This is a genomic window from Paenibacillus sp. IITD108 (assembly GCF_036541265.1).
Lineage (GTDB): Bacteria > Bacillota > Bacilli > Paenibacillales > Paenibacillaceae > Pristimantibacillus.
This window is the reverse complement of record NZ_JAZHCT010000001.1, coordinates 74,367-97,266: the sequence shown is the minus strand read 5'-3', so window position 1 is coordinate 97,266 and position 22,900 is coordinate 74,367. Positions and strand designations below refer to the sequence as shown.

At 44.5% G+C, this 22,900-nt stretch carries 19 protein-coding genes and 1 tRNA gene; 15 read left to right on the top strand and 5 right to left on the bottom strand.

Annotated elements, in window-relative coordinates:
• Nucleotides 1-27 precede the first annotated feature (27 nt).
• Both V1L65_RS00445 and V1L65_RS00440 read left to right on the top strand, forming a co-directional pair.
• Nucleotides 28-993 carry an N-acetylglucosamine kinase gene (locus V1L65_RS00445; protein WP_331697324.1) on the top strand — a complete coding sequence of 322 codons (966 nt, stop codon included), beginning with the start codon at nt 28-30 and terminating at the stop codon, nt 991-993.
• Nucleotides 994-1,022: 29 nt separating this feature from the next.
• On the top strand, nt 1,023-2,327 hold the full coding sequence (locus V1L65_RS00440; protein ID WP_331697072.1) for a 6-phospho-beta-glucosidase: 1,305 nt from the start codon (nt 1,023-1,025) through the stop codon (nt 2,325-2,327).
• 96 nt (nt 2,328-2,423) lie between these two features.
• Here the strand turns inward: V1L65_RS00440 and V1L65_RS00435 are convergent, their stop codons facing one another.
• The gene (locus tag V1L65_RS00435; protein WP_331697071.1) at nt 2,424-3,095 is read right to left on the bottom strand and encodes a helix-turn-helix transcriptional regulator; all 672 of its coding nucleotides are present in this window, start codon (nt 3,093-3,095) and stop codon (nt 2,424-2,426) included.
• A 150-nt stretch (nt 3,096-3,245) separates the two neighbouring features.
• Between V1L65_RS00435 and V1L65_RS00430 the strand changes: the two genes are divergently transcribed.
• On the top strand, nt 3,246-3,881 hold the full coding sequence (locus V1L65_RS00430) for an MFS transporter (RefSeq protein ID WP_331697070.1): 636 nt from the start codon (nt 3,246-3,248) through the stop codon (nt 3,879-3,881).
• Here V1L65_RS00430 and V1L65_RS00425 read toward each other — a convergent pair.
• The gene (locus tag V1L65_RS00425) at nt 3,817-4,107 is read right to left on the bottom strand and encodes a phosphatidylinositol kinase (RefSeq protein WP_331697069.1); all 291 of its coding nucleotides are present in this window, start codon (nt 4,105-4,107) and stop codon (nt 3,817-3,819) included. The genes V1L65_RS00430 and V1L65_RS00425 overlap by 65 nt on opposite strands.
• A 124-nt stretch (nt 4,108-4,231) precedes the next feature.
• Entirely contained in the window at nt 4,232-5,029 is a 798-nt protein-coding gene (locus tag V1L65_RS00420; protein WP_331697068.1) for a DUF2935 domain-containing protein, read from the bottom strand.
• A gap of 209 nt (nt 5,030-5,238) precedes the next feature.
• On the opposite strand from V1L65_RS00420, the gene V1L65_RS00415 reads away from it, so the two are divergent.
• Nucleotides 5,239-6,003, top strand: coding sequence for a polysaccharide deacetylase family protein (locus V1L65_RS00415; protein WP_331697067.1), 765 nt, complete (start codon nt 5,239-5,241; stop codon nt 6,001-6,003).
• Between the two features lie 339 nt (nt 6,004-6,342).
• Here V1L65_RS00415 and V1L65_RS00405 read toward each other — a convergent pair whose 3' ends face one another.
• Nucleotides 6,343-7,887 carry a glycine betaine uptake BCCT transporter gene (locus tag V1L65_RS00405; protein ID WP_331697065.1) on the bottom strand — a complete coding sequence of 515 codons (1,545 nt, stop codon included), beginning with the start codon at nt 7,885-7,887 and terminating at the stop codon, nt 6,343-6,345.
• A gap of 247 nt (nt 7,888-8,134) precedes the next feature.
• Nucleotides 8,135-8,211, bottom strand: a tRNA-Arg gene (locus tag V1L65_RS00400).
• A gap of 243 nt (nt 8,212-8,454) precedes the next feature.
• Here V1L65_RS00400 and V1L65_RS00395 point away from each other — a divergent pair.
• The 11 genes from V1L65_RS00395 (at nt 8,455) to hemA (ending at nt 22,852) form a co-directional block, all read left to right on the top strand.
• The gene (locus V1L65_RS00395) at nt 8,455-9,348 is read left to right on the top strand and encodes a hypothetical protein (protein ID WP_331697064.1); all 894 of its coding nucleotides are present in this window, start codon (nt 8,455-8,457) and stop codon (nt 9,346-9,348) included.
• A gap of 100 nt (nt 9,349-9,448) precedes the next feature.
• Nucleotides 9,449-10,741, top strand: coding sequence for a trigger factor (gene tig, locus V1L65_RS00390; protein WP_331697063.1), 1,293 nt, complete (start codon nt 9,449-9,451; stop codon nt 10,739-10,741).
• Between the two features lie 224 nt (nt 10,742-10,965).
• Entirely contained in the window at nt 10,966-11,556 is a 591-nt protein-coding gene (gene clpP / locus V1L65_RS00385) for an ATP-dependent Clp endopeptidase proteolytic subunit ClpP (protein WP_331697062.1), read from the top strand.
• A gap of 21 nt (nt 11,557-11,577) precedes the next feature.
• Nucleotides 11,578-12,834, top strand: coding sequence for an ATP-dependent protease ATP-binding subunit ClpX (clpX, locus tag V1L65_RS00380; RefSeq protein WP_331697061.1), 1,257 nt, complete (start codon nt 11,578-11,580; stop codon nt 12,832-12,834).
• 155 nt (nt 12,835-12,989) lie between these two features.
• Nucleotides 12,990-14,099 (top strand): flavodoxin-dependent (E)-4-hydroxy-3-methylbut-2-enyl-diphosphate synthase, encoded by a 1,110-nt coding sequence (ispG, locus tag V1L65_RS00375; RefSeq protein ID WP_331697060.1) that lies wholly within the window; start codon nt 12,990-12,992, stop codon nt 14,097-14,099.
• A gap of 165 nt (nt 14,100-14,264) precedes the next feature.
• Complete coding sequence (gene lonB, locus V1L65_RS00370) at nt 14,265-15,971, top strand: ATP-dependent protease LonB (RefSeq protein ID WP_331697058.1); 1,707 nt, start codon at nt 14,265-14,267, stop codon at nt 15,969-15,971.
• A gap of 38 nt (nt 15,972-16,009) precedes the next feature.
• Nucleotides 16,010-18,343 carry an endopeptidase La gene (gene lon / locus V1L65_RS00365; protein WP_331697057.1) on the top strand — a complete coding sequence of 778 codons (2,334 nt, stop codon included), beginning with the start codon at nt 16,010-16,012 and terminating at the stop codon, nt 18,341-18,343.
• A gap of 24 nt (nt 18,344-18,367) precedes the next feature.
• Entirely contained in the window at nt 18,368-18,955 is a 588-nt protein-coding gene (gene yihA, locus V1L65_RS00360; RefSeq protein ID WP_331697056.1) for a ribosome biogenesis GTP-binding protein YihA/YsxC, read from the top strand.
• A gap of 257 nt (nt 18,956-19,212) precedes the next feature.
• On the top strand, nt 19,213-19,803 hold the full coding sequence (locus V1L65_RS00355) for a non-ribosomal peptide synthetase module (RefSeq protein ID WP_331697055.1): 591 nt from the start codon (nt 19,213-19,215) through the stop codon (nt 19,801-19,803).
• 1,088 nt (nt 19,804-20,891) lie between these two features.
• Complete coding sequence (gene speD / locus V1L65_RS00350; protein WP_331697054.1) at nt 20,892-21,290, top strand: adenosylmethionine decarboxylase; 399 nt, start codon at nt 20,892-20,894, stop codon at nt 21,288-21,290.
• A gap of 191 nt (nt 21,291-21,481) precedes the next feature.
• The gene (gene hemA / locus V1L65_RS00345) at nt 21,482-22,852 is read left to right on the top strand and encodes a glutamyl-tRNA reductase (protein ID WP_331697053.1); all 1,371 of its coding nucleotides are present in this window, start codon (nt 21,482-21,484) and stop codon (nt 22,850-22,852) included.
• Nucleotides 22,853-22,900 lie beyond the last annotated feature (48 nt).

The window sequence follows — 22,900 nt, the reverse complement described above, 5'->3', positions numbered from 1 at the left end:
TGCTATTAGCAGGAGGGGAGTAACGTGATGTATTTAGGCATCGATGCTGGAGGCAGTAAAACTCATGCTGTATTGACGAACAATAAAGGGGAGTTGATTGGCCAAGGCATGACGGGCAATGGCAATCATCAGGTGAAATATGAAGAGGCAAAAGTTAATATTGTTAAGGCCTGTAATTTAGCACTGCAAGCTGCAGGCGCTGTCAAAGAAGATGTAGCTTTTGCTTATTTCGGACTGGCAGGGGCGGACAGAGAGCCTGACTATAAAATTTTAAGACCATTAATAGAATCGATAGGGTTTCCTGCTTATAGTTTAACATGCGATACGATGATCGCGATGAGGGCAGGCACGAAAAGAGCGTATGGAGCGGTTGTTATAAGCGGAACAGGCTTTAACAGCGCTGCAAGAAACAAACATGGCGAAGAATTGCAATATGGCGGCTTTGGCTATTTGTATGGCGATGGGCAGGGGGCAGGAGCGGACTTGTCTGTTCATGCGTTCCGCAGCGCGGTGCGCGCCTGGGATGGCCGCGAACAGCGTCCAACGCTGCTGAGCAGCTTGGTGCCCGAGCATTTGGGCTACGCAACAGTTGAACAAATGTACCATCATATGCTTGATCATCAAATCTATCCTCCATTAGAGCTTGCCAAGCTCGTGTTTGAGGCGGCGGAGTGCGGGGATGAGGTGGCTATTTCCATATTGAAAGAAGCGGGCGATGAGCATGGCAACGCGGTAAACGCGCTTATACGCCGTTTAAATATGCAGGCTGAAGCTTTTGATGTTGTTCTGGCAGGCAGTGTTTTAACAAAAGGCAAGACGCTTCATATGGTGCGAGCGATAGAAGATGCTGTAACCCGTGTTGCACCGCGGGCATCGATCGTCAAATTGGATGTGGAGCCTGTTATAGGTGCTGTAATGAGCGCAATGGAAGGTGGCGGAGCAGTTATTACTGCAGAGATTGACGCAGCGCTGCGAGCAATTAAATTTGAATAAAGCTATTTTGGAAATAAGGAGCGGACAGGATGCAGAAAAAACACTTGAAAATTGCAGTTATTGGCGGAGGATCTTCTTACACGCCAGAGCTGGTAGAAGGGTTGATAAATAAATATAATGAAATGCCGATTAAGGAGCTATGGCTTGTTGATATTGCCGAAGGAAAAGAAAAGCTTGATATCGTAGGAGCGTTGGCCAAACGAATGATCGCGAAAGCCGGCTTGCCCATTCGGGTGGAGCTTACGCTAGATCGGCGTGCAGCGATAGAGGGCGCTGATTTTGTAACGACACAAATGCGTGTCGGACAGTTGCAGGCAAGACGCAAGGATGAGCATATACCGATTGCTCACGGCGTTATCGGACAGGAAACGACTGGTCCAGGCGGCATGTTTAAAGCGCTGCGCACCATTCCGGTTATATTGGATATTTGCTGTGACATAGAGGAGCTGGCGCCGCAAGCATGGCTGCTTAATTTTACAAACCCTGCTGGGATGGTTACTGAAGCCGTGCACAAATATTCCAACGTCAAATCGATAGGCTTGTGCAATTCTCCTATTAATTTTCTGAAGTTTTTATCGAAAATGTACAAAGTAGAGGAGAACCAGGCTTTAGCGGAGTTTGTCGGCATTAACCATTTGCACTGGGTAACTGCAGCTTACGTTAATGGCGTGGATAAGCTGCCGGAATTGCTGTCAGGCGAGCAGGAGTATGTGGCGGCTAATGTGTCTGCGCTTGATTGGGACCGAGAATTTTTGCAGGCCCTGAGGGCAGTGCCAACGTATTACTTGAAGTATTTTTATATGAAAGATGAAATGTATGCTGATTTATTGGCTCTTCATGAAAAAAATGAAACTAGAGCGGATGTCGTGAGCCGGGTGGAGAAGGAACTGTTCGAGCTGTACAAGGATGTGGAGCTAAGTGAAAAGCCGCAGCAGCTGCAGCAGCGCGGTGGAGCCTACTATTCGGAAGCGGCGGTTAACTTGATGCACTCCTTATATACGGATAAACGGGATATCCAGACATTGAATGTGCAGAATGACGGCACACTGGATTTTTTGCCGCAGGATGCCAGCATTGAAGTGAACTGCGTCGTGACAGCGCAAGGAGCTTTGCCATTGCGTCCGCAGCACATCCCAGAAGCGATTACAGGGCTGATCAAGGCAGTGAAAACCTATGAGTCACTCGCTATTAAAGCTGCAATTACAGGTGAATACGCTGCCGCGCTGCTCGCGATGACGCACCATCCGCTAGTGCCGAGCGCTGCAGTCGCCAAAAAATTGCTTGACGAAATGCTGGAAGCAAACAAAGCTTATCTTCCTCGATTTTTTGCATAATTAACAGCAAATTGCATGAAAAGGGTATCCTTTGGGAAGCGCTGCAGACAGCGTTATTCTATCAAACGGATACCCTGCTTTAGTATACAAAACTATTTATGAGTCAGATTTGGTGTTCGGCGTAACTTTATATAGACAGCGGTTATCCCCTTTAAGAATATGCTCGCCTCTAATAACCTCAGTTCCTTCACCAATGACCGTACGGAACATTTCCAGCTCCATTTTACATAAATTCGTACATGCCTTGGCAGCCTCGCAAATTGGGCAATGCTTCTCGATGAAATAATAGGAGCCGTTTTCATTCTCGACAACTTCGGCCATATAGCCCTCGGCTGTACGGGATTTTGCGAAGTCCTCTAATTTCACTTTCAATGATTTGGCATGCTGAACCATACTTAGATAGCTGTCTGACAGCTTGCGGTTATGAACCTCAAGCAGTCTGTCGAGACCCTCTTCCCCGAACGTTTCCTTCATAGATTCGATCAAGCCGATCGTAAGCTCAGCGTAACCGTCAGGAAATAAGCGGTTCGCTTCAGTTGTAAGCCGCCACATTTTGGCGGGCCGTCCCATTGCACGCGGCTCCTCTGTATAATCAACCATTTCCTGCTCCTGCAAGTCATAGAGATGCTGTCTGACTGCCATCGCTGTAACCTGCAGCTGACCAGCCAGCTGATGGGCGTCCATAGCACCATTATGTTTAAGCAGCTTTATAATCGATCTTCTTGTCCGGTCTGCGCCTTCTTTCCCGCGGGAAGGCTTATTATTCATCACAATCACCCTTAAAATCTAATTCTAAGGAGATTATAAAGAAAAAAGTTGACAAAGTCAAAGCGGCAGTTTATTTTGTTTGTAAAGATCTTTTTTTAGAAAGTATCCGGATGCTGAATAATATTTACATCGGATGGAAGGTGAGAGAGATTGTCTTCATCAAGTATTTTTAGTCCCCGTTATCTGGCTTTATCGATTGGTATTATTTTGGCTGCGATGACGATCGGCTTCGAGGGGCTTGCCGTGACGACGGTTGCTCCGGTTATTGCCGGCGAATTGCAAGGACTTCATTTATTCGGATGGATATTCAGCGCTTATTTGCTTGCACAAATTATCGGAACCTTGGTCGTTGGCCGCCAAGTAGACAGAAAAGGGCCTGCTATTTTATTTTCGATAGCTATTTGCTTGTTTGCCGTCGGTTTAATTGCAGCAGCTGTTGCTGACAACATGTATGTGCTTATTGCCGCACGAGCCCTGCAGGGCTTCGGAGCAGGCGCTATGTATACATGTATATATACGGCTATTTCACTAAGCTATCCTGATGAGCTGCGTGCCAAAATATTAGGAGCGCTCGGTACAGCGTATGTTCTTCCTTCCATGCTTGGCCCTTATGTGGCTGGTTTGATAGCTGAGCAATGGTCCTGGCGTTTTGTATTTTGGGGAGTGCTTCCCTTTCTATTCCTGGCTGTACTGCTCAGCTTGCCGGTTTTTCGCATCTGGATTAGAAAAAGAATGGCAGCAAAAATAAGCTGGCAATTAGCGGGAACGGAATGCGGCGGTGAATAAATCTGCGCCGCGGGAAAAAGCCCGGAGCAAAGCCGAATTGCCTGAAGGTGGCATCATTAGCGGGCATGCCAGACCAGCGATGCATCATTTCATTGGTCGGAATAGCAAGTGTGACATAATCCTGGTCGACATGTGCAATAAATCCGTCATGGGTCGCTCCGTCAGTTGTTTGAATGCCAACATATTTATTCATACAGCTCCAACAGATTTGCTGATAATTTTCCATAGACAGCCTCCTAAATCTTGTTATAAACCTTGATAGCAGTCTATGGATATTTATCCTATAATGCTCCCGGCAAACGCCTATTTCATTTGAAATAATTATTGTAGAGTGATGCTCAATGCAGAAGCTAAGCATTATTCCCCGTTAAACTATTTTCAAACATGTCTATGATGACGAGAAAATGCTCTGCTTCCCTAAATACATGGTCGGCTAATAAAGGATGAATAATACTCTTTATTCGGCAGGCTTCAATCAGGTCGCGTGCTGTTTTCTTAAAATCGCGAAGAGATTTGACAGAAACCCGGTTTTGATCGAGAAATTGATCCAAAAGCGGTACCGTTTGCGATTGTGGGCGCATAGAATCAAGATCCCTCGCTTGATATAGCAGTTGATCGAATTCATGGCTGAAATTATTGGCTTGTTCAATAAGCTTTCTTTCTGAAGGGTCGAGCAGATGGCTGATAAACTTGGCATGATCAGCCATTATTCGTAGGAAAAATACATTCTCATCGATAATGGCATCCGGCAGCGGCTCCAATTTGCCCATATTTAATTCTGCAAGCCGATTTCTAAAATAGTTGGCCTCTCTGCTCGTATGATCAACAAGCAAAGGGAAATTATTTGCTCCCGGAAGCTGACAGGTTACGATTAGCCCCAGAACCTTTCGTTTGAATGCCCAAATAAAAGAGGCCGCATGATAAACCTCTTCATTGAACCTTCTAATGACACTGGGGTCTGTACCTAAAGTAAAGGAATTAGCCCGATTTTCAATCCCTTCAAATACATTGTAAAATTGATTGGCTTCATTAATTAATTGTGTATCCTCGCATCGAAAGCCCAATTTTAAAAATAAAGAATGCTCCTTCATAATCCGCGACCAAAATCTTATTTCCTCAAGCGATCGAGCCACGAACTGATCTGACAATAGCAACAACTCCTTAACCTTCATAATCATTCTGATTATTAAGTACTGTATGACCGCACATACTTGTTCTATGTCAAATACCACGCGGCTTTGTCTCATTATTATTCAATCGTTATCATCAGGAAATTGTAATCAAGATCGGATAATTAACGAACCGTCAGATCATAATATGCGGAGATATATGTTACATTTTTTAAGGAGGGTGTCATTTGAATAAAAAGCGAGCAGTGATTGTAGCTTTATCCATATTAATCGTTGTACTTTTGTCAGGGTTTGAGAGCAGTCCTCAAAGAAAAAATCGCGATTATTACGAAATGCGAGGCGAAGTCATGTGGGAGGTTCATACGGATGAGAAGCTAATTGCATTCACATTTGACGATGGACCTAATGCCAATACGACTCCTTTAATACTGGATGTGCTGCAGCAATATGATGCGAAGGGTACTTTTTTTGTTATAGGCAATCGGATTGAACATAATGAAAATATAATAAAGCGTCAAATTACAGAAGGGCATGAGGTTGCTAATCATGGCTACAGCCATAAATTTTTTGACCGCAACTATCCAATCAGCACAATTAATAAAGAAATTACTGAAACAAAAAATAAAATTTTTGAACTAACTGGAAGCATTTCCCCCTGGTTTAGGCCGCCTGGAGGCCATATAAATGATCAGGTTGTGCAAGCGGCGAAGGAAAACGGATATACCGTAATTCTTTGGTCATGGCACCAGGATACGAAGGATTGGCGCTCTCCAGGAGTGAGATTTATCGTAAAAAAGGTATTAGATAATGCCCGTAACGGCGATATCGTGCTTATGCATGATAATGTTTACGGCTCTAACCAGACGGTTGAAGCGCTCAAAATCATTTTGCCGGAGCTGAAGGCAAGAGGCTTTAAATTTGTTACAGTGTCAGAGCTTGTCAGACATAAAAAATCAAACGAAGTAAACAAATTGCAGCTTGATTTAAAATAGTACAACATAAAAATGCCTCGAAACCTGTTTCAGTATTTCGAGGCATTTTATTATGGCTGAGTTACACCCAGCAAATGTAGTTCATTATTGTTATTTTAGAAGAAACCTCCAAAGCCAAAGCAGCTGCATACAATGATGACTAACAAAATGAAAAGTACCAGGATTTGACCTGTGTTATGACGGAAACTATCGCCAGCAATACCGGACATAGATAAACACCTCCTGTGTTTTTGTACATGATAGATTATGTCGTTTATTTATCATGTGATTGGGTGTTTGTTCCTTATATATTTGAATATGGGCCATTCATTAAGATTGAATTATCATATTCCCCGTTAACTATTGTTTAGCTGCTTCAATACTTTCCTCCAGCAAACGTTTTAATTTCAGGCGCTGCAACTTTTCTTTTTTACGTCGCTCTTCATCTTCTTTTTGCAAAGCTTTTAATAAAGAGAGGCACATTCCAATTAAAACAACCGCAAACGGAAGTGCAGCTACAACGGACGCTGTTTGCAGCCCGGTTAACCCTCCGCTAATGAGCAATACGACCGCAATTGCAGATTGCAGCACTCCCCAAGTAATTTTAATTTTATTACTCGGGTTTAATTTACCATCTGTTGTCAGCATGCCGAGCACAAATGTCGCTGAATCGGCAGAGGTAATAAAAAATATCACAATTAAAATTGTTGCGACAACCGCTAAAATAGTTCCAAGGGGCAGCTGCTCAAGCGTTAAAAATAACGCAAGTGTCGTATCCTGCTGAATAACCTCAGATAATTTGACAGTATCAAAAAGCTCTAAATGCAACCCCGTTCCGCCAAACACAGAAAACCAAATGAAACCGAACAGACTAGGAATAATCGCAACAAAGATGACGAATTCCTTAATCGTTCTTCCTTTAGATACTCTGGCAATAAATGTGCCCACAAATGGAGCCCAGGAAATCCACCATGCCCAATAAAATAGCGTCCAGGTCCCAATCCAGTTTGATTTAGAAAATGGAGTAAGCCGCAAGCTCATGTTAACAATATTTTGCAAGTAATTCCCTAACGTTGTCGTAAACGTATCAAAAATAAACGAGGTCGGTCCCATCATCCATACAAAAATCATCAGCAGCACTGCGATAATTAAGTTGGTATTGCTCAAAAGCTTAATGCCTTTATCCAAGCCTGTGCTTGCTGATAATATGAACAAGACGGTAACAAAAACAATAATTATGATTTGCCATAAAACAGAAATCTCCACTCCAAACAAATGGTTTAAGCCGCCGTTAATTTGCAATGTGCCTAGACCAAGCGAGGTTGCGACACCGAACACTGTGGCGATAACCGCCAAAATATCGATTGATTTTCCAAGCCAGCCAGCCACTGCCTTTTCGCCCAACAACGGGATAAACGTAGAGCTGATCAAACCTTTATAGCCTTTGCGAAATTGGAAATACGCCAGTGCCAGCGCAATGATTGTGTAAATAGCCCACGGATGCAGCCCCCAATGGAAAAAAGAGTATCGCATGGCCAGTCTTGCCGCATCTGTCGTTCCTCCTTCTACTCCTTCGGGAGGAGATATATAATGAGAGAGCGGCTCGGCTACTCCCCAAAACACAAGCCCAATGCCCATTCCGGCGCTGAACAGCATCGACAGCCAAGAAAGTGTCGAATACTCAGGCTCGTCATCCTCATCGCCTAATTTAATACTGCCAAAACGGCTGAAAGCTAGATAAAATGCAAATAAAAGAAAAAACAGTGTCGCCATTAAATAAAACCAGCCGAAGTTTTTAATCGAGAAAGTGTAAGCCGCATTAGCGATGCTTGCCAGTTGTTCTGGCGCAATAGCCCCCCATATAGCAAAAAGAGCTACAATTACAATTGTGATTATAAATACCATCTTATCCCACGCTCCAAATCTTAGCCGCATCACTGCAAACATCTCTAGGGTGTTGAAAATATGTACATTTTGAACACTTTTACAGTATGTGTAGCTTCAAATTTGTTATGCAAAATAACTGGCTTGTTCGGGAGAAGACGTAATTTTTTACATAAGCAGACCAATAGCAAAAAAGCCCTGAACCCCAATTTACCAAAGGATTCAAGGCTTTCTCATATGTACCAATCTTATTGATTCTTAATTAAAATGGCGTCCCAGGAGGGATTCGAACCCCCGACAACTCGCTTAGAAGGCGAGTGCTCTATCCAACTGAGCTACTGGGACATATGTATAATGCGCATGAGTAATACTATATCACGGACATTAATAATTGCGCAAGTACTTTTTTAAAAAAATTCGCAAATTAGCCGATAGTTTTTTATTGAACGCTGGCATGATATAATCTTACGCGAGATTGCAAAATACATATACAACAGAGTTTCGTCATAAGGCGGTGTTAGTATTACAACTCCAGACGATAAGGATAAGACAAACAACAACAAGGATAATATTTATTTATTTCCTAAAATGCTTGATGAATATCAAATTCAATTAACAAGAATGCTGGAAGCCGAACAGTTCGAGGAAGCCAAGCGCCTGCTTCATTTTTTGCTTCAATGCCAAGGCCAGGATGATGTGCACTACTCCGAATGGGAGAGCTTGCTTGAGTGGCTTAATATGGCGTTTCCAGCATATGAGACAGAGGATGCGCTGCAGACGGCGGATCAGGCGGATGACGACCCTTATGGGGAGGAAGAGCGTCTGAGGGCTGAATTGCTGAAGTCAGAGCAGCTGGACGAAGCGTATATGAATCAAATCGTATATATTATTCAAAATCATCCGATGCTGGAGCAGCAGCTGCTGGCGCTGGAACGTGCAGTCTATATGTCCTTGCCGCTTATTGATGACCAGTTGATACAATGGCTGGAGTCTGAGCAAATTCATCCTGTGCTTCAATTCAAAACGCTGCAGTGCTTGAAGCGCAGAGGCGTAGACCGATCGGTTACCCTGGAGCGGATGGGCGAGAAGGTGACGCTTGCTGTTGCGGACACGCCTTTGTCATTGTCCGAGTACCCCGAGCCGATTCTCGCTATTTTGAAAAAAACTGAATCTGTCATCGAGCAGGACGATCCTACGCTGCCTTATTTTGCAATGGAGCTTTGGAAGGACTGCTTGCAATTTCTTTATGGAACGGCTACATACGCTCGAATGGCGGATGAAAAAGTTTTATCCACTCAATGTTTTGCTGCAGCGCTGCATTTGACGTTGTGTTTGACGGTATACGGAAGGGCCAATGATGATGAAATCCGCGATTTGTACGAAATAAATGACAGCTCGAGATTTTGTTATGAACAGGCCTGCAGAGTGCTACGGCAGGTAGCTGTATTGCTTCAAGGCAATGGAGATGAACATCAACCTTGATCTCAATCTTGAAAAGCTAGTACATCTTGATTATAATGGAATGGTTTATAAAACGTGATAACATGCGTAGTATGCGCATTTTTGGAGGGGAAGGCATAAAATGAAAGCAACATGGGAAAAAATAGACAAGAATCTTGTCTCAATCGAGGTTGAGGTAGAAGCAGAGAAAGTTGCTCAAGCACTTGACCAAGCATTTAAAAAAGTAGTTATGAAAGTAAACGTACCTGGATTCCGTAAAGGCAAAGTGCCTCGCGGCATGTTTGAATCGCGTTTTGGTGTAGAAAGCCTGTACCAGGATGCAATTGATATTATGCTTCCTGATGCTTATACACAAGCGATCAAGGAAAACAATCTTGAGCCGGTTGACCGTCCAGAAATCGACGTTAACCAAATTGCAAAAGGCGAGGCTTTCAAATTTACAGCAAAAGTGACTGTAAAGCCTGAAGTTAAACTTGGCGATTACAAAGGTCTTGAAGTTAAAGAAATTACAGCTGAAGTTTCAGACGAGGAAGTAAATGCTGAGCTTAATAATCTGCAGCAGCGTCATGCTGAGCTTACTGTTATTGAAGAAGGACCAGCAGAAAACGGCGACATTACCGTTATTGATTTTGACGGTTATGTTGACGGCGAGCAATTCGAAGGCGGCTATAGCGAGCGCTATTCTCTAGAGCTTGGCTCGAATTCCTTTATTCCAGGCTTTGAGGATCAAGTTGTTGGCATGCAGCTCGGAGACTATAAAGATGTAGAAGTTACATTCCCAGAGAGCTACCATGCTGAGCAGCTAGCTGGCAAGCCTGCTGTATTCAAAGTTAAACTTCACGAAATCAAACGCAAATCACTTCCAGCATTGGACGATGAGTTTGCAAAAGATGTAAGTGAATTCGATACGCTTGAAGAATACAAAGCTGATTTGAAAGCTAAGCTGCAAGAGCGCAAGGAAAAAGAAGTTGAGCAAGCGCGCGAGGTTGGCGTTGTAGATGCAGCTACTGCTGCATGCGAGGTTGACATTCCAGAAGCTATGATCGTAACAGAAACAGACTACATGCTAAAAGACTTTGAAAACCGTCTTCGCATGCAAGGCATGAATATGGATCTATACTATCAATTCTCTGGTCAAAGCGAGGAAGTATTGCGCGCTCAAATGCGCAATGACGCTGAGAAGCGCGTACGCAACAACCTTGTTTTGGATGCAATTGCCAAAGCCGAAGGCTTTGAAGCGACAGAAGAGGATATTGCTGCTGAGCTTGAAACGTTGTCCAAGTCTTACAGCCGTCCGGTTGAAGAGCTTCGTGACATTTTTGAGAAAAACGGCAATATGGCAAATCTTGAAGAAGATGTTCTTCTTCGTAAAACAATTAAGTTTTTACTAGATAACAGCAAAACAGTTGCCTAACAGATGTAAATAAAATAAAATATTGGCAATACTCAAAGTAAGGCGCGTGAATAACGTGCCTTATTTTGACCCTACATAATGGAAGTGCAACTTGAACACTCTTTACTTACGTACATAACATGTAACTGTCGCCGTATACTATACTATTGGAAAATGACATTGATACGCTGGCATGTTACAATAAGGAAGCTACTCAAAGTCGAAAATGAAACGAGGTTGGTCGCATGAATCTGGTACCGATAGTGGTCGAGCAAACAAATCGAGGAGAACGCTCCTATGATATCTACTCACGTTTGCTAAAAGATCGAATTATTTTTCTCGGGAGTGCAATCGACGATGATGTTGCAAACTCAATCATCGCTCAGCTTCTGTTTTTAGCGGCTGACGATCCAGAGAAAGACATTCATCTGTATATTAACTCTCCTGGCGGCTCTGTGACGGCAGGTATGGGCATTTACGATACGATGCAGTTTATTAAGCCAGACGTATCTACGATCTGCATGGGTATGGCAGCAAGTATGGGTTCTTTATTGTTAACGGCAGGCGCCAAAGGTAAGCGATTTGCGCTTCCTAATGCCGAAGTAATGATTCATCAGCCGCTAGGCGGCGTTCGCGGACAAGCGACGGATATTAAGATTCACGCTGATTGGATTTTGAAAACAAAGCAGAAGCTGAATCAAATATATGTTGATCGTACAGGCCAGCCTTATGACAAGATTGACCGCGATACGGATCGCGATTATTTCATGGGAGCCGAGGAAGCTTTGGCTTATGGCTTGATTGACAAAATCATTACATCCTCAGATTTAAAATGAGTGATATAAAGGAGTGAGTACATGTTTAAATTCAACGACGAAAAAGGTCAGTTGAAGTGCTCGTTTTGCGGTAAATCTCAAGATCAGGTTCGCAAGCTGGTTGCTGGCCCTGGTGTCTATATATGCGATGAGTGTATTGAGCTTTGCACGGAAATCGTAGAAGAGGAGCTAGGCAACGAGGAAGAGCTTGATCTGAAGGATATTCCGAAACCAAAGGATATTCGAGCAATTCTTGATTCTTACGTAATCGGACAGGACTTTGCCAAAAAATCTTTGTCTGTTGCGGTGTACAATCATTACAAGCGTATCAATTCCGGCAGCAAAATTGATGATGTAGAGCTGCAGAAAAGTAATATTTTGCTGCTTGGGCCTACAGGCTCAGGTAAAACATTGTTAGCTCAGACGATGGCCAAAATTTTGAATGTGCCTTTTGCTATTGCCGATGCTACTTCTTTGACAGAGGCTGGCTACGTGGGCGAGGACGTTGAAAATATTTTGCTGAAGCTGATCCAAGCTGCGGACTATGATGTGGAAAAGGCTGAGCGCGGCATTATTTATATCGATGAAATTGATAAAGTAGCGCGCAAGTCGGAAAATCCATCTATTACACGAGATGTTTCTGGCGAAGGCGTTCAGCAGGCGCTGCTGAAAATTCTTGAAGGCACGGTTGCTTCAGTTCCTCCGCAAGGCGGACGCAAGCATCCTCATCAGGAGTTTATTCAAATTGACACGACGAATATTTTGTTCATTTGCGGCGGCGCGTTTGACGGGCTGGAGCAGCTGATCAAGCGTCGTATCGGCAAAAAGGTTATCGGCTTCAATTCCAACACAGAGGCACAAAAGGATTTGAAGGCTGGAGAATATTTATCGATGGTTTTACCGGAGGATTTGCTCAAGTTCGGGCTTATTCCAGAGTTTGTTGGCCGCTTGCCGGTTATTTCAACTTTGGAGCCGCTTGATGAGCAGGCGCTCGTTCGTATTTTGACAGAGCCGAAAAATGCGCTGGTGAAGCAGTATCAGAAAATGCTTGAAATGGATAACGTCAAGCTTGAATTCGAGCCTGCTGCGCTGGAGTCGATCGCTGCAGAAGCGATTAAGCGCAATACAGGCGCTCGCGGACTTCGTGCGATAATAGAGGGCATCATGCTTGAGGTAATGTACGAAGCGCCTTCCCGTGAGGAAATGAGCAATTGCGTTATTACGGAGGAAGCTGTTCAGGAGAAGATTAAGCCTGAGTTGACTGCGAAGAAGGATAGCAAAAAGGAAGAAAGCGCCTAATCGACGTTTATTAAGTTAAAGAATTCCACCTGAAGGCAAGCGGTGATCCGCTTGTCTTTATTCTAAAGGCGCATGGCTTATTTGCTTGCATACTCTAGAATTCATGAAGAAATCGTGACGGGTGGACCCTTTGACGTTCATGGGAGAGATTACTTATGTACTTACGTCAAGATACGGTTGCGGTAAAAGTCGGCAATCTAACGATTGGCGGCTGCAATGAAGTCATTATTCAAAGTATGTGCACGACCAAAACAGCTGATGTCGAAGCGACAGTCAGCGAAATTTTGCGTTTGGAGGAAGCTGGCTGCCAAATTGTCCGCGTAACAGTCAATAACAAGGAAGCTGCTGAAGCCATTAAGGAAATTAAAAAACGCATTCATATCCCATTGGTAGCCGATATCCACTTCGACTATCGTTTGGCGCTTGCGGCAATTGAGAACGGCATTGATAAAGTAAGAATCAATCCTGGCAATATCGGCCGACGCGAAAAGGTCGAAGCGGTAGTTAAGGCGTGCAAGGAGAAGAACATTCCTATTCGTATAGGGGTGAATGCCGGCTCGCTAGAAAATCATTTACTAGAAAAATACGGATATCCTACTGCGGATGCCATGGTTGAAAGCGCGTTGTTCCATATCGGTATTTTGGAAGAGCTTGATTTTCACAATATCATTGTTTCGCTGAAAGCTTCAGATGTTCCTATGGCGATTGAGGCTTACACAAAGGCAGCGCAGGTTATCAAATATCCCCTGCATCTTGGCATTACAGAAGCAGGCACGCTTCATTCCGGTACGATTAAAAGCTCAGCGGGCATCGGCGCGCTGCTGTCGCTTGGCATAGGCAATACTTTGCGGATATCGCTAAGTGCTGATCCTGTTGAAGAAGTGAAGGTGGCCCGCGAGCTGCTTAAAACATTTGGACTTATAACGAATGCTGCGACATTAGTTTCCTGTCCGACCTGCGGCAGGCTCGACATTGATTTATTCTCGATTGCCAATGAGGTCGAAGAGTATATCTCTAATATTAAAGTGCCTATAAAAGTATCTGTGCTTGGCTGTGCAGTTAACGGTCCTGGAGAAGCTAGAGAGGCTGATATCGGCATCGCAGGCGCTCGGGGCGAAGGTATGCTGTTCCGCTACGGAGAGATGATCCGCAAGGTTCCTGAGGCTGAACTGTTAAACGAGCTTAAGAAAGAAATTGACGAGATTGTACGCGTATATGAGGCCACCGGTGAAATTCCAGGGCGCAAGCATCATACTACTGCCTAATGTTTGCTGACAGTTCGGTTGTCTGCCCAGCATGCAGCATCCTTAAAATCACCCGAAAGGGTGATTTTTCTATTTTGACGGCACCAAAGACGATTATTACCACTTTTATGAGGGAATACTGACATTATACGTATTGGCTTATACGAATGGAAGGAGTCGGTATTAATGAACTTTGGTGTTGTGTTAATGATTATTCAAGTGTTTTTTGCAGTCGTTATAGGGCTTTATTTTTGGAACTTGCTGCGTACGCAAAAAACGAATCGATCAGCTGTTGATAAGGAATCACGCAAAGAGATGGAAAAACTGCGCAAGCTGCGTTCCATTTCTTTAACAAAGCCTTTAGCTGAGAAAACAAGGCCGCAATCGCTTAGCGATATCGTTGGCCAGCGTGACGGCTTAAAGGCGCTTAAAGCTGCCTTGTGCAGCGCCAATCCGCAGCATATTATTATTTATGGGCCTCCAGGTGTAGGCAAAACGGCCGCTGCCCGCGTAGTATTGGAAGAGGCTAAGCGAAATGCTGCTTCACCTTTTTTGCCTGATGCGAAATTTACGGAGATCGATGCGACGACAGCACGGTTTGATGAACGCGGAATCGCGGACCCTTTAATCGGCTCTGTGCACGATCCGATTTATCAAGGCGCAGGCGCAATGGGTGTTGCAGGCATCCCTCAGCCAAAGCCCGGTGCGGTAACGAAAGCTCACGGGGGCATTTTGTTTATTGACGAAATAGGCGAGCTGCATCCGGTGCAAATGAATAAACTGCTGAAGGTGCTTGAGGACCGGAAAGTATTTTTGGAAAGCGCCTACTATAATTCCGAGGATACACATATTCCTCAGTATATCCATGATATATTTCAAAATGGCTTGCCTGCGGATTTCAGACTAGTTGGAGCGACGACTCGTTCGCCGCAAGAAATTCCGCCAGCTATTCGTTCCAGATGCATGGAAATATTTTTTCGCCCGCTGTTGGCAGAGGAAATTGCTCTGGTAGCAGAAAACGCAGTTAAAAAGATTGGCTTTGCCCCTTGTCCTGAAGCGATAGAGGTTGTCACGAGATATGCGACCAATGGACGCGAGGCTGTCAATGTCATTCAGCTGGCAGCAGGAGTTGCGATGTCTGAGAACCGTGATAAAATATTGGCAGCCGACATTGAATGGGTAGTCAATAGCAGCCAAATACCGCCTCGGCCGGATCGCAAGGTGCCTGAGAAGCCGCAAATTGGCTTTGTAAACGGGCTTGCCGTGTATGGGCCGAATATGGGTACGCTGCTTGAAATTGAGGTAAGCGCCATTGCTGTCGCTCCTGGAAAAGGGCAGTATACGATTACAGGTGTTGTCGATGAGGAAGAGCTAGGCGGCGGCGGTTCGAGAACGCTGCGCCGGAAAAGTATGGCGAAGGGCTCAATTGAGAACGTGCTTACGGTATTACGCAGATTTGGGCTTAGTCCGCAAGATTTTGATCTGCATATTAATTTCCCTGGCGGCACGCCAATCGACGGGCCATCGGCTGGCATCGCTATGGCAACAGCTATTACATCAGCGATTAAAGGCTTGCCGATTGACAATAAGCTTGCAATGACAGGCGAGGTTGGGATCCATGGTAATGTGAAGCCGGTGGGCGGAGTTCTGGCCAAGGTGGAAGCAGCCTTTCAAGCCGGAGCCACTCAAGTTGTCATTCCTAAAGAAAATTGGCAAGAGGTATTTGCTGATTTAGAAGGACTTAAGGTAATCGCTGTAGAACGATTGGAAGAAGTGTTTGAGCAAGCATTTCCGCTTGAAAATCTCGTTTCTGAAGAAATGCTGCTGCCAAAAGGGGCAGAATTATTTTCACGTACGAATGTCCCTTATTTGCAGGCAGATCAAGCGGAATGATAAACTATCAGATATAAGACATCAATGGAGGTGCTGGTATGGGCAATAGTAAGGCGAAAAGCCGCAAGCTGCCCTTGCTTCCTTTGCGGGGGCTGCTCGTATATCCCAGCATGGTGCTCCACTTAGACGTGGGAAGGGATAAGTCGGTACGCGCGCTTGAGAAAGCGATGGTTGATGACCATATGATTTTGCTTTGCTCGCAATCTGAGGTCAATATTGAGGAGCCTGCGGAAGCGGATATTTATAAAGTCGGAACGATTGCGAAAATACGGCAAATGCTGAAGCTTCCGAACGGGACGATACGCGTATTGGTTGAAGGAGTCACTCGTGCTGAAATTACGAGCTATTTAAACAATGATCAGTTTTATGAGGTAATGGCGATGGAGCTTCCAGAGCAGGAATCCGATGATCCGGAAGTGTCAGCCTTAATGCGCTCGGTGCTTAGCCAATTTGAGCATTATATTACCTTGTCCAAGAAGGTTACCCCTGAAACCTATGCGGCGGTAGCGGATATTGATGACCCAGGACGTCTAGCGGATGTAGTAACGAGCCATCTGTCGCTTAAGATTAGAGATAAGCAGGATATTTTGGAGCTTGTTGATGTAGGCAGGCGCTTGGAGCGGCTGCTCGATTTGTTGCATAATGAGCGCGAGGTGCTTGAACTGGAGAGGCAGATTAGCCAGCGCGTGAAGAAGCAGATGGAAAAGACGCAGAAGGAATATTATTTGCGCGAGCAGATGAAGGCGATTCAGAAGGAACTGGGCGAAAAGGAAGGCCGAGCAGGGGAAGTGGATGAGCTTAGAGCGCAGCTTGCTGAAGCAGGCATGCCGGAAGCTATTGAGGAGAAAGTAAAAAAAGAAATCGACAGGCTAGAAAAAATGCCTTCGGCATCCGCAGAGGGTGGAATTATCCGCAACTATATTGACTGGCTTTTAGCGATTCCTTGGAAAGAGACGACCGAGGATGATTTGGACCTGGACAGAGCGGAGCAAATATTGAATGATGATCATTTCGGGCTGGATAAGCCGAAAGAGCGTGTGCTGGAGTATTTGGCCGTTCAGAAGCTTGTCCAAAAGCTTAAGGGGCCTATTCTGTGTCTTGTAGGACCTCCCGGTGTCGGAAAAACCTCGCTGGCTCGTTCCATTGCTAAGTCGCTGGGCCGCAAATTTGTTCGAATTTCGCTTGGCGGCGTGCGCGATGAAGCGGAAATCCGCGGACATCGCCGGACCTATGTAGGTGCAATGCCAGGACGGATTATGCAAGGTATGAAAACGGCAGGCAGCTTGAATCCGGTATTTTTGCTGGATGAAATTGATAAAATGGCAATGGATTTTCGCGGCGACCCTGCTTCCGCCCTGCTTGAGGTGCTCGACCCAGAACAAAATCATACGTTCAGCGATCATTATATTGAGGTTCCCTATGATTTGTCGCATGTGATGTTCGTTACTACAGCTAATGCGCTGCATCAAATTCCTAGACCTCTGCTTGACCGTCTAGAGGTTTTGTATATTCCTGGCTATACAGAGCTGGAAAAGCTGGAGATTGGCCGGAAATACTTGCTTCCGAAGCAAATAAAGGAGCATGGCCTGACAGAGGAGCAGCTTACTGTATCACAGGAAGTACTGTTGCAAATTATTCGTAATTATACGCGTGAATCAGGCGTTCGAAATCTGGAGCAGCAAATTGCTGCCGTATGCCGCAAGGCAGCCAAGCTGCTTGTATCGTCCAAAAATGGCGAGCAGAAGGTTGAGGTCACTGAAGTGCTTCTGAAGGAATGGCTTGGTCCAGCTAAATTCCGATTCGGGCTTGCGGAAAGCGAGCATCAAATCGGAGCCGTTACTGGTTTGGCATGGACGGAGGTAGGCGGCGATACGCTAGTCATTGAAGTAACGGTTATGCCGGGCAGCGGCAAGCTGACACTTACCGGCAAGCTGGGCGACGTGATGAAGGAATCTGCGCAGGCAGCCTTCAGCTATATCCGCTCCAAATCCGCTGAGCTGCAAATTGCTCCAGATTTTCATGAGAAGAACGATATTCATATTCATATCCCTGAAGGAGCTATTCCGAAGGATGGCCCTTCAGCAGGCATCACGATGGCAACTGCGCTCATTTCCGCGCTTACTAATCGTTATGTCAATAAGGAAGTAGCGATGACCGGAGAAATTACGTTGCGAGGCCGCGTGCTGCCGATTGGCGGACTTAAGGAAAAATCGCTGGCCGCACACCGTGCGGGCATTAAAAAGGTGCTTCTGCCAAAAGAAAATGAACGGGATTTGTTGGAAATCCCAGAAAGCATTCGTGCCGAGATGGAATTTGTGCCGGTCAGCCATATGGATGAAGTGCTGCAGCATGCTATGATTGCAGCCGAGTAGTTTCGTCAGAAAGCAGGTAAAAAAATGAAAATTTTAGACGCGCAATTTGTAATAAGCGCTGTAAAGCCAGAGCAATACCCGGCAGATGATCTGCCGGAGATTGCCCTGGCTGGGCGCTCTAATGTCGGCAAGTCCTCTTTAATTAACAAAATGATGCTTCGCAAAAATTTGGCTCGCGCAAGCTCGCAGCCGGGCAAAACGCAGCAGCTCAACTATTACCGCATTAATAATATCGTCTATTTGGTTGACTTTCCGGGCTACGGCTACGCTAAAGTGTCCAAGACGCAGCGTGAGAAGTTTGGGCAGATGGTTGAAACGTATATTCGTGAGCGCAAGGAGCTGAAACTGCAGCTGCTTGTCGTTGATGTCCGCCATGAGCCGACCAAGGATGACCAGCTGATGTACGAATGGCTGAAGTATTACGAGGTGCCAACAGTTGTAATTGCCACAAAAGCAGACAAAGTGCCGCGCTCGCGCTGGGATAAGCATATGAAGGCAATTAGAACGACGCTGCAAATGAATGCGGAGGATAAGGTCGTCCTCTTTTCATCAGAAACTGGCCATGGACGCGATGAGCTTTGGGATATCATTAACGAAATTATCGCAACATAGGGTCGTAATCGCATCATATACATCTTAAAAGACGAGGATTCAGCGTAATTTAGCGGCTTCGTTAAAGATTTTTCCGTTTTTTTGTGAAATTTGACTGAATATCGAGAGCGGTTCGCAGGAAATCATCGTACTAATCACGTATAATATTAGTGAGGCTATTTTTAGAAAACGGTATGTTTGCTGTAAAGGGTAACCAAGTTCTTCTGGAATGGCTGATACTGGACCTGATACAGGTTCCAAGAATTGAGGAGATTTTTATGGCTAAACGGCTAGCCACTGAGTATGTAAACGCCAAACTGCAACTAAGTCATGATGAAATGTCCAAGTTTATCCTGTTTATGGAGGAGCAGCAGCTTCAACTGCAAGTGATGGTGCTTGATAACGGGAATCAAGAGCTTGTTCTTCACGATACGGCAGGGAGGGAGGAAGTTCGCCTTTCATTCGAAAGAATGAAGCATGCGTATGTATGCGAGCTTTCATGCCGTCTTGTTAAGCCAAAGCTGACGAATGTGATGCGCAAAGCAGTATCCACATTCAAAGGCAATGCGACAGTAAATCGAATCTACAGTCATTATACGATGATATACCATTATATAAACGGATCTGTTCGCAAAATTATCGAAAGCTCCAGCACTGGAGAACGTATTATTTTTGAACATAAGGATACGGCGGCTCAATTGGAGCGTATTTTCCAGAGCAGGCTTGTGGAGCGTGAAATCAGGCTCGTTCATGCAGCTATCAATGAGCTGCTTGACCTTCGTAATCAGACGAAGCAAAAGACTGAAATTGTGGAAATCGATAATCGATTGGCAGAACTTACAAAAAAATTGTTTGTTTTGGAAGGCTAGCAGAAAAGGACCGCATATTGCGGTCTTTTTTAATTGGGCTAATGAGTACAGTTCGTGTAGGAGTCAAGGTTCATCCGAGTAAGGTGCGAGCAGGTGTCGTAGTTCATTTAAGTGGAATTTTGTCAGGCCGTTGAAAAACGCTAACGGAACTTAGACACGCTATTGTACGGAAATCAGCTTATTCTAAAAATCTAAAGGAACTGAGAAACCTTATTTACTCAAAGTCACTACCTAGACAGGGAAAAGATCACCTATAGCGCTCCACAGTTCCGTTACAGTTTTAAAACACCGTTTTATTACTAAATAGAGTTTCTCAGTTCCGTTACAAATCTAAACAGATGGCATTACGACTTTTGCTCGGTTATTTAACTACTACAACGAATTTTCTTGAATATATAACTCCTGTAAAGTATAAAATTGGTCTACAAAGGCGGCCGCTGCCGTTTTCATTTCCAAACTTGCTTTCCGTGCCCCGTTCTTATTGCTTAGAGCTCTAAATAGCGGTATGTTCACATATATGGCTAAGCGGGTGGATTCGTTAAAGGTTCAAATCCTAGCTGGTCAGTCGTTCCGTTATTATGCCCAAAATGGCAGTTTCAAGGTAGCAAAGTGACAGACGTTCCGCTATTTATTAAAAAAGCGAAGGAAAACGACTTGATAGAGCTGAATAGCAGAATGTGCGTCCGCGAAAGTGAAAATATGACGGTTTTAAGGCAAATAGCGGAATGTGTGACAATGGCGCTCGCCTCATTATAGGCAACTATATTCGACTAAAGTTCCGAATACTAATTATGTAAATAATTTACGCAATGAACGCTTTTCTGGTGTCAGTTTAAATAATAAAATGCTGTTTTTGGACAAGTATAAAAATTCTTTTTAAAAAACAGTTGCTTTTATTGCGGATAGATGTTATTTTTAATGTCGTTGAAATCTTTACTGTGTGAAACGTATTTCAATAATTAGGAACCAGGATTCACTCAGGACATGGTTAATGTTGCGAGAGATTAATCCCTCGAGAAGTGAATGACGTAGGTCCTAGCGGATGAAATTTTTCAAACATTTTATTCCTAGGAAGGGGGAACCGGAAGATGGAATACTCAACTTTCGGAAGGCACGTTGCTGTTGACGCTTGGGGTGTGGATTTTGATTTGCTGAACAGCGCAGAATTTTTGCAATCTCATATGGTAGAAGCTGCGGAGGCTTGCGGTGCAACCGTATTATCCGTTCAGTCCAAGCAATTTGAACCACAAGGCGCCACAGTGCTAGTGTTGTTGTCGGAAAGTCACCTCTCGATTCATACTTACCCAGAGAGAGGCTTTGCAGCACTTGACTGCTATACCTGCGGTGAAACTGTTGATCCTCAGCTTGCGATCGACTACATGCTATCCGTATTGAAGCCGAAGACGACTCATGCGAAGAAGCTAGTTCGTGGCATGGGCGAGCTGCAAGTAGAAGAACCAAAAATGAAACAAATCGAGCTTGTATAAGTTCTTAAATTAAAATTGCTTGAAGTAACCATGGGTCCAATCCATGGTTATTTCTTTTCTGATAGGGAATAATGAAAATGAATTTTCAAACATTATTCATAAATGAATAAAATGAGAAAGTTAAACTATGCTATACTTATCGTAGCTTGACAACCGTTTGTATAAGGGCAGAAGGGGGCAGGCATTCGCTCATGCACATTATTACTGTAGGACTAAATTATCGCACAGCACCCGTTGAAGTCAGGGAGCAATTTGCTTTTATGGAAAAAGAGCTGCCAACTGCTTTAAAGCAGTTTATGGATACAAAGAGCATCATGGAATGTGTCATTGTGGCGACCTGTAACCGCACTGAATTATACGCAGTTGTGGACAGGCATCATCTATGCGGGCATTATATTCGCAGCTTTATGGAGAACTGGTTTAAACTGCCTAGAGAGCACTTTACTAGCCATTTATATATGTATGAGGATGAGAAAGCAATTGAGCATTTATTCCGGGTGACAAGCGGTCTTGATTCTATGGTTATCGGGGAAACCCAGATTTTGGGCCAGGTCAGGGACGCGTTTTTGCTTGCACAAGCTCAGAAAACTACCGGAACGATATTCAATATGCTGTTTAAGCAAGCTGTGACAATGGCAAAACGTGCTCATTCTGAAACAGCTATAGGAGAAACGGCGGTATCTGTAAGTTATGCCGCAGTTGAGCTGGGCAAACGGATTTTTGGTACTTTTCAGAAAAAGTCCGTTATGATTATTGGAGCTGGCGAGACTGGCGAGCTGACGGCAAAGCATCTATATGCCAATGGCGCTGAGCGGGTTGTTGTCGTAAATCGTACTCGCGAGAGAGCCATATTGCTGGCGGACAAGTTTAATGGAGTTGCCTATTCTATGAGTGAAGCGCTGGACAGGCTTCATGAGGCAGATATTATTATCAGCTCTACTGGAGCGGAAGGTTTTGTTCTTAACCGCGAGCAGGTAACTGCTGCGATGAAGCGCCGCAAATCCAAGCCATTATTTATGATAGATATTGCTGTTCCAAGAGACTTGGATCCGGCAATAGCGGCTGTTGATAATGTATTTTTATATGATATAGATGATTTGGAAGGGATCGTAGAAACAAATCTTGAGCATCGTCGTCAGGAAGCGGTCAAGATTGAAGCGATGATAGAAGAAGAAATTGTATTATTCCATGATTGGTATCGCACGCTTGGCGTTGTTCCGCTTATCCGTGCGCTTCAAACGAAATCCACTGATGTTCATGCCGAAACGATGGGCAGCCTTAGAAATAAATTGCCTGACCTTGATGAGCATGAGTGGAAAGTAATTAGCAAATTAACGAAAAGCATGTTAAATCAAATGATGCAGGATCCGATATTGCGAATTAAAGAGATGGCAGCCGAGAAGCGGGCAGATGAGGCAATGAATACATTTGTGCAATTGTTCGCTCTGGATGATTATTTGGCTAAGGTGCGCGAGGCAGAGCTGCAAGCGGCCGAGCAGGCTGCTGGTGCAAAAACAAAATCCGATACAACTCAATCTGTTGCGGCGCTAGTACGTTCTTAATTAACTCTCATAGCCAGATTCTTTAAACTATAAGAAATGAAGGTTTAA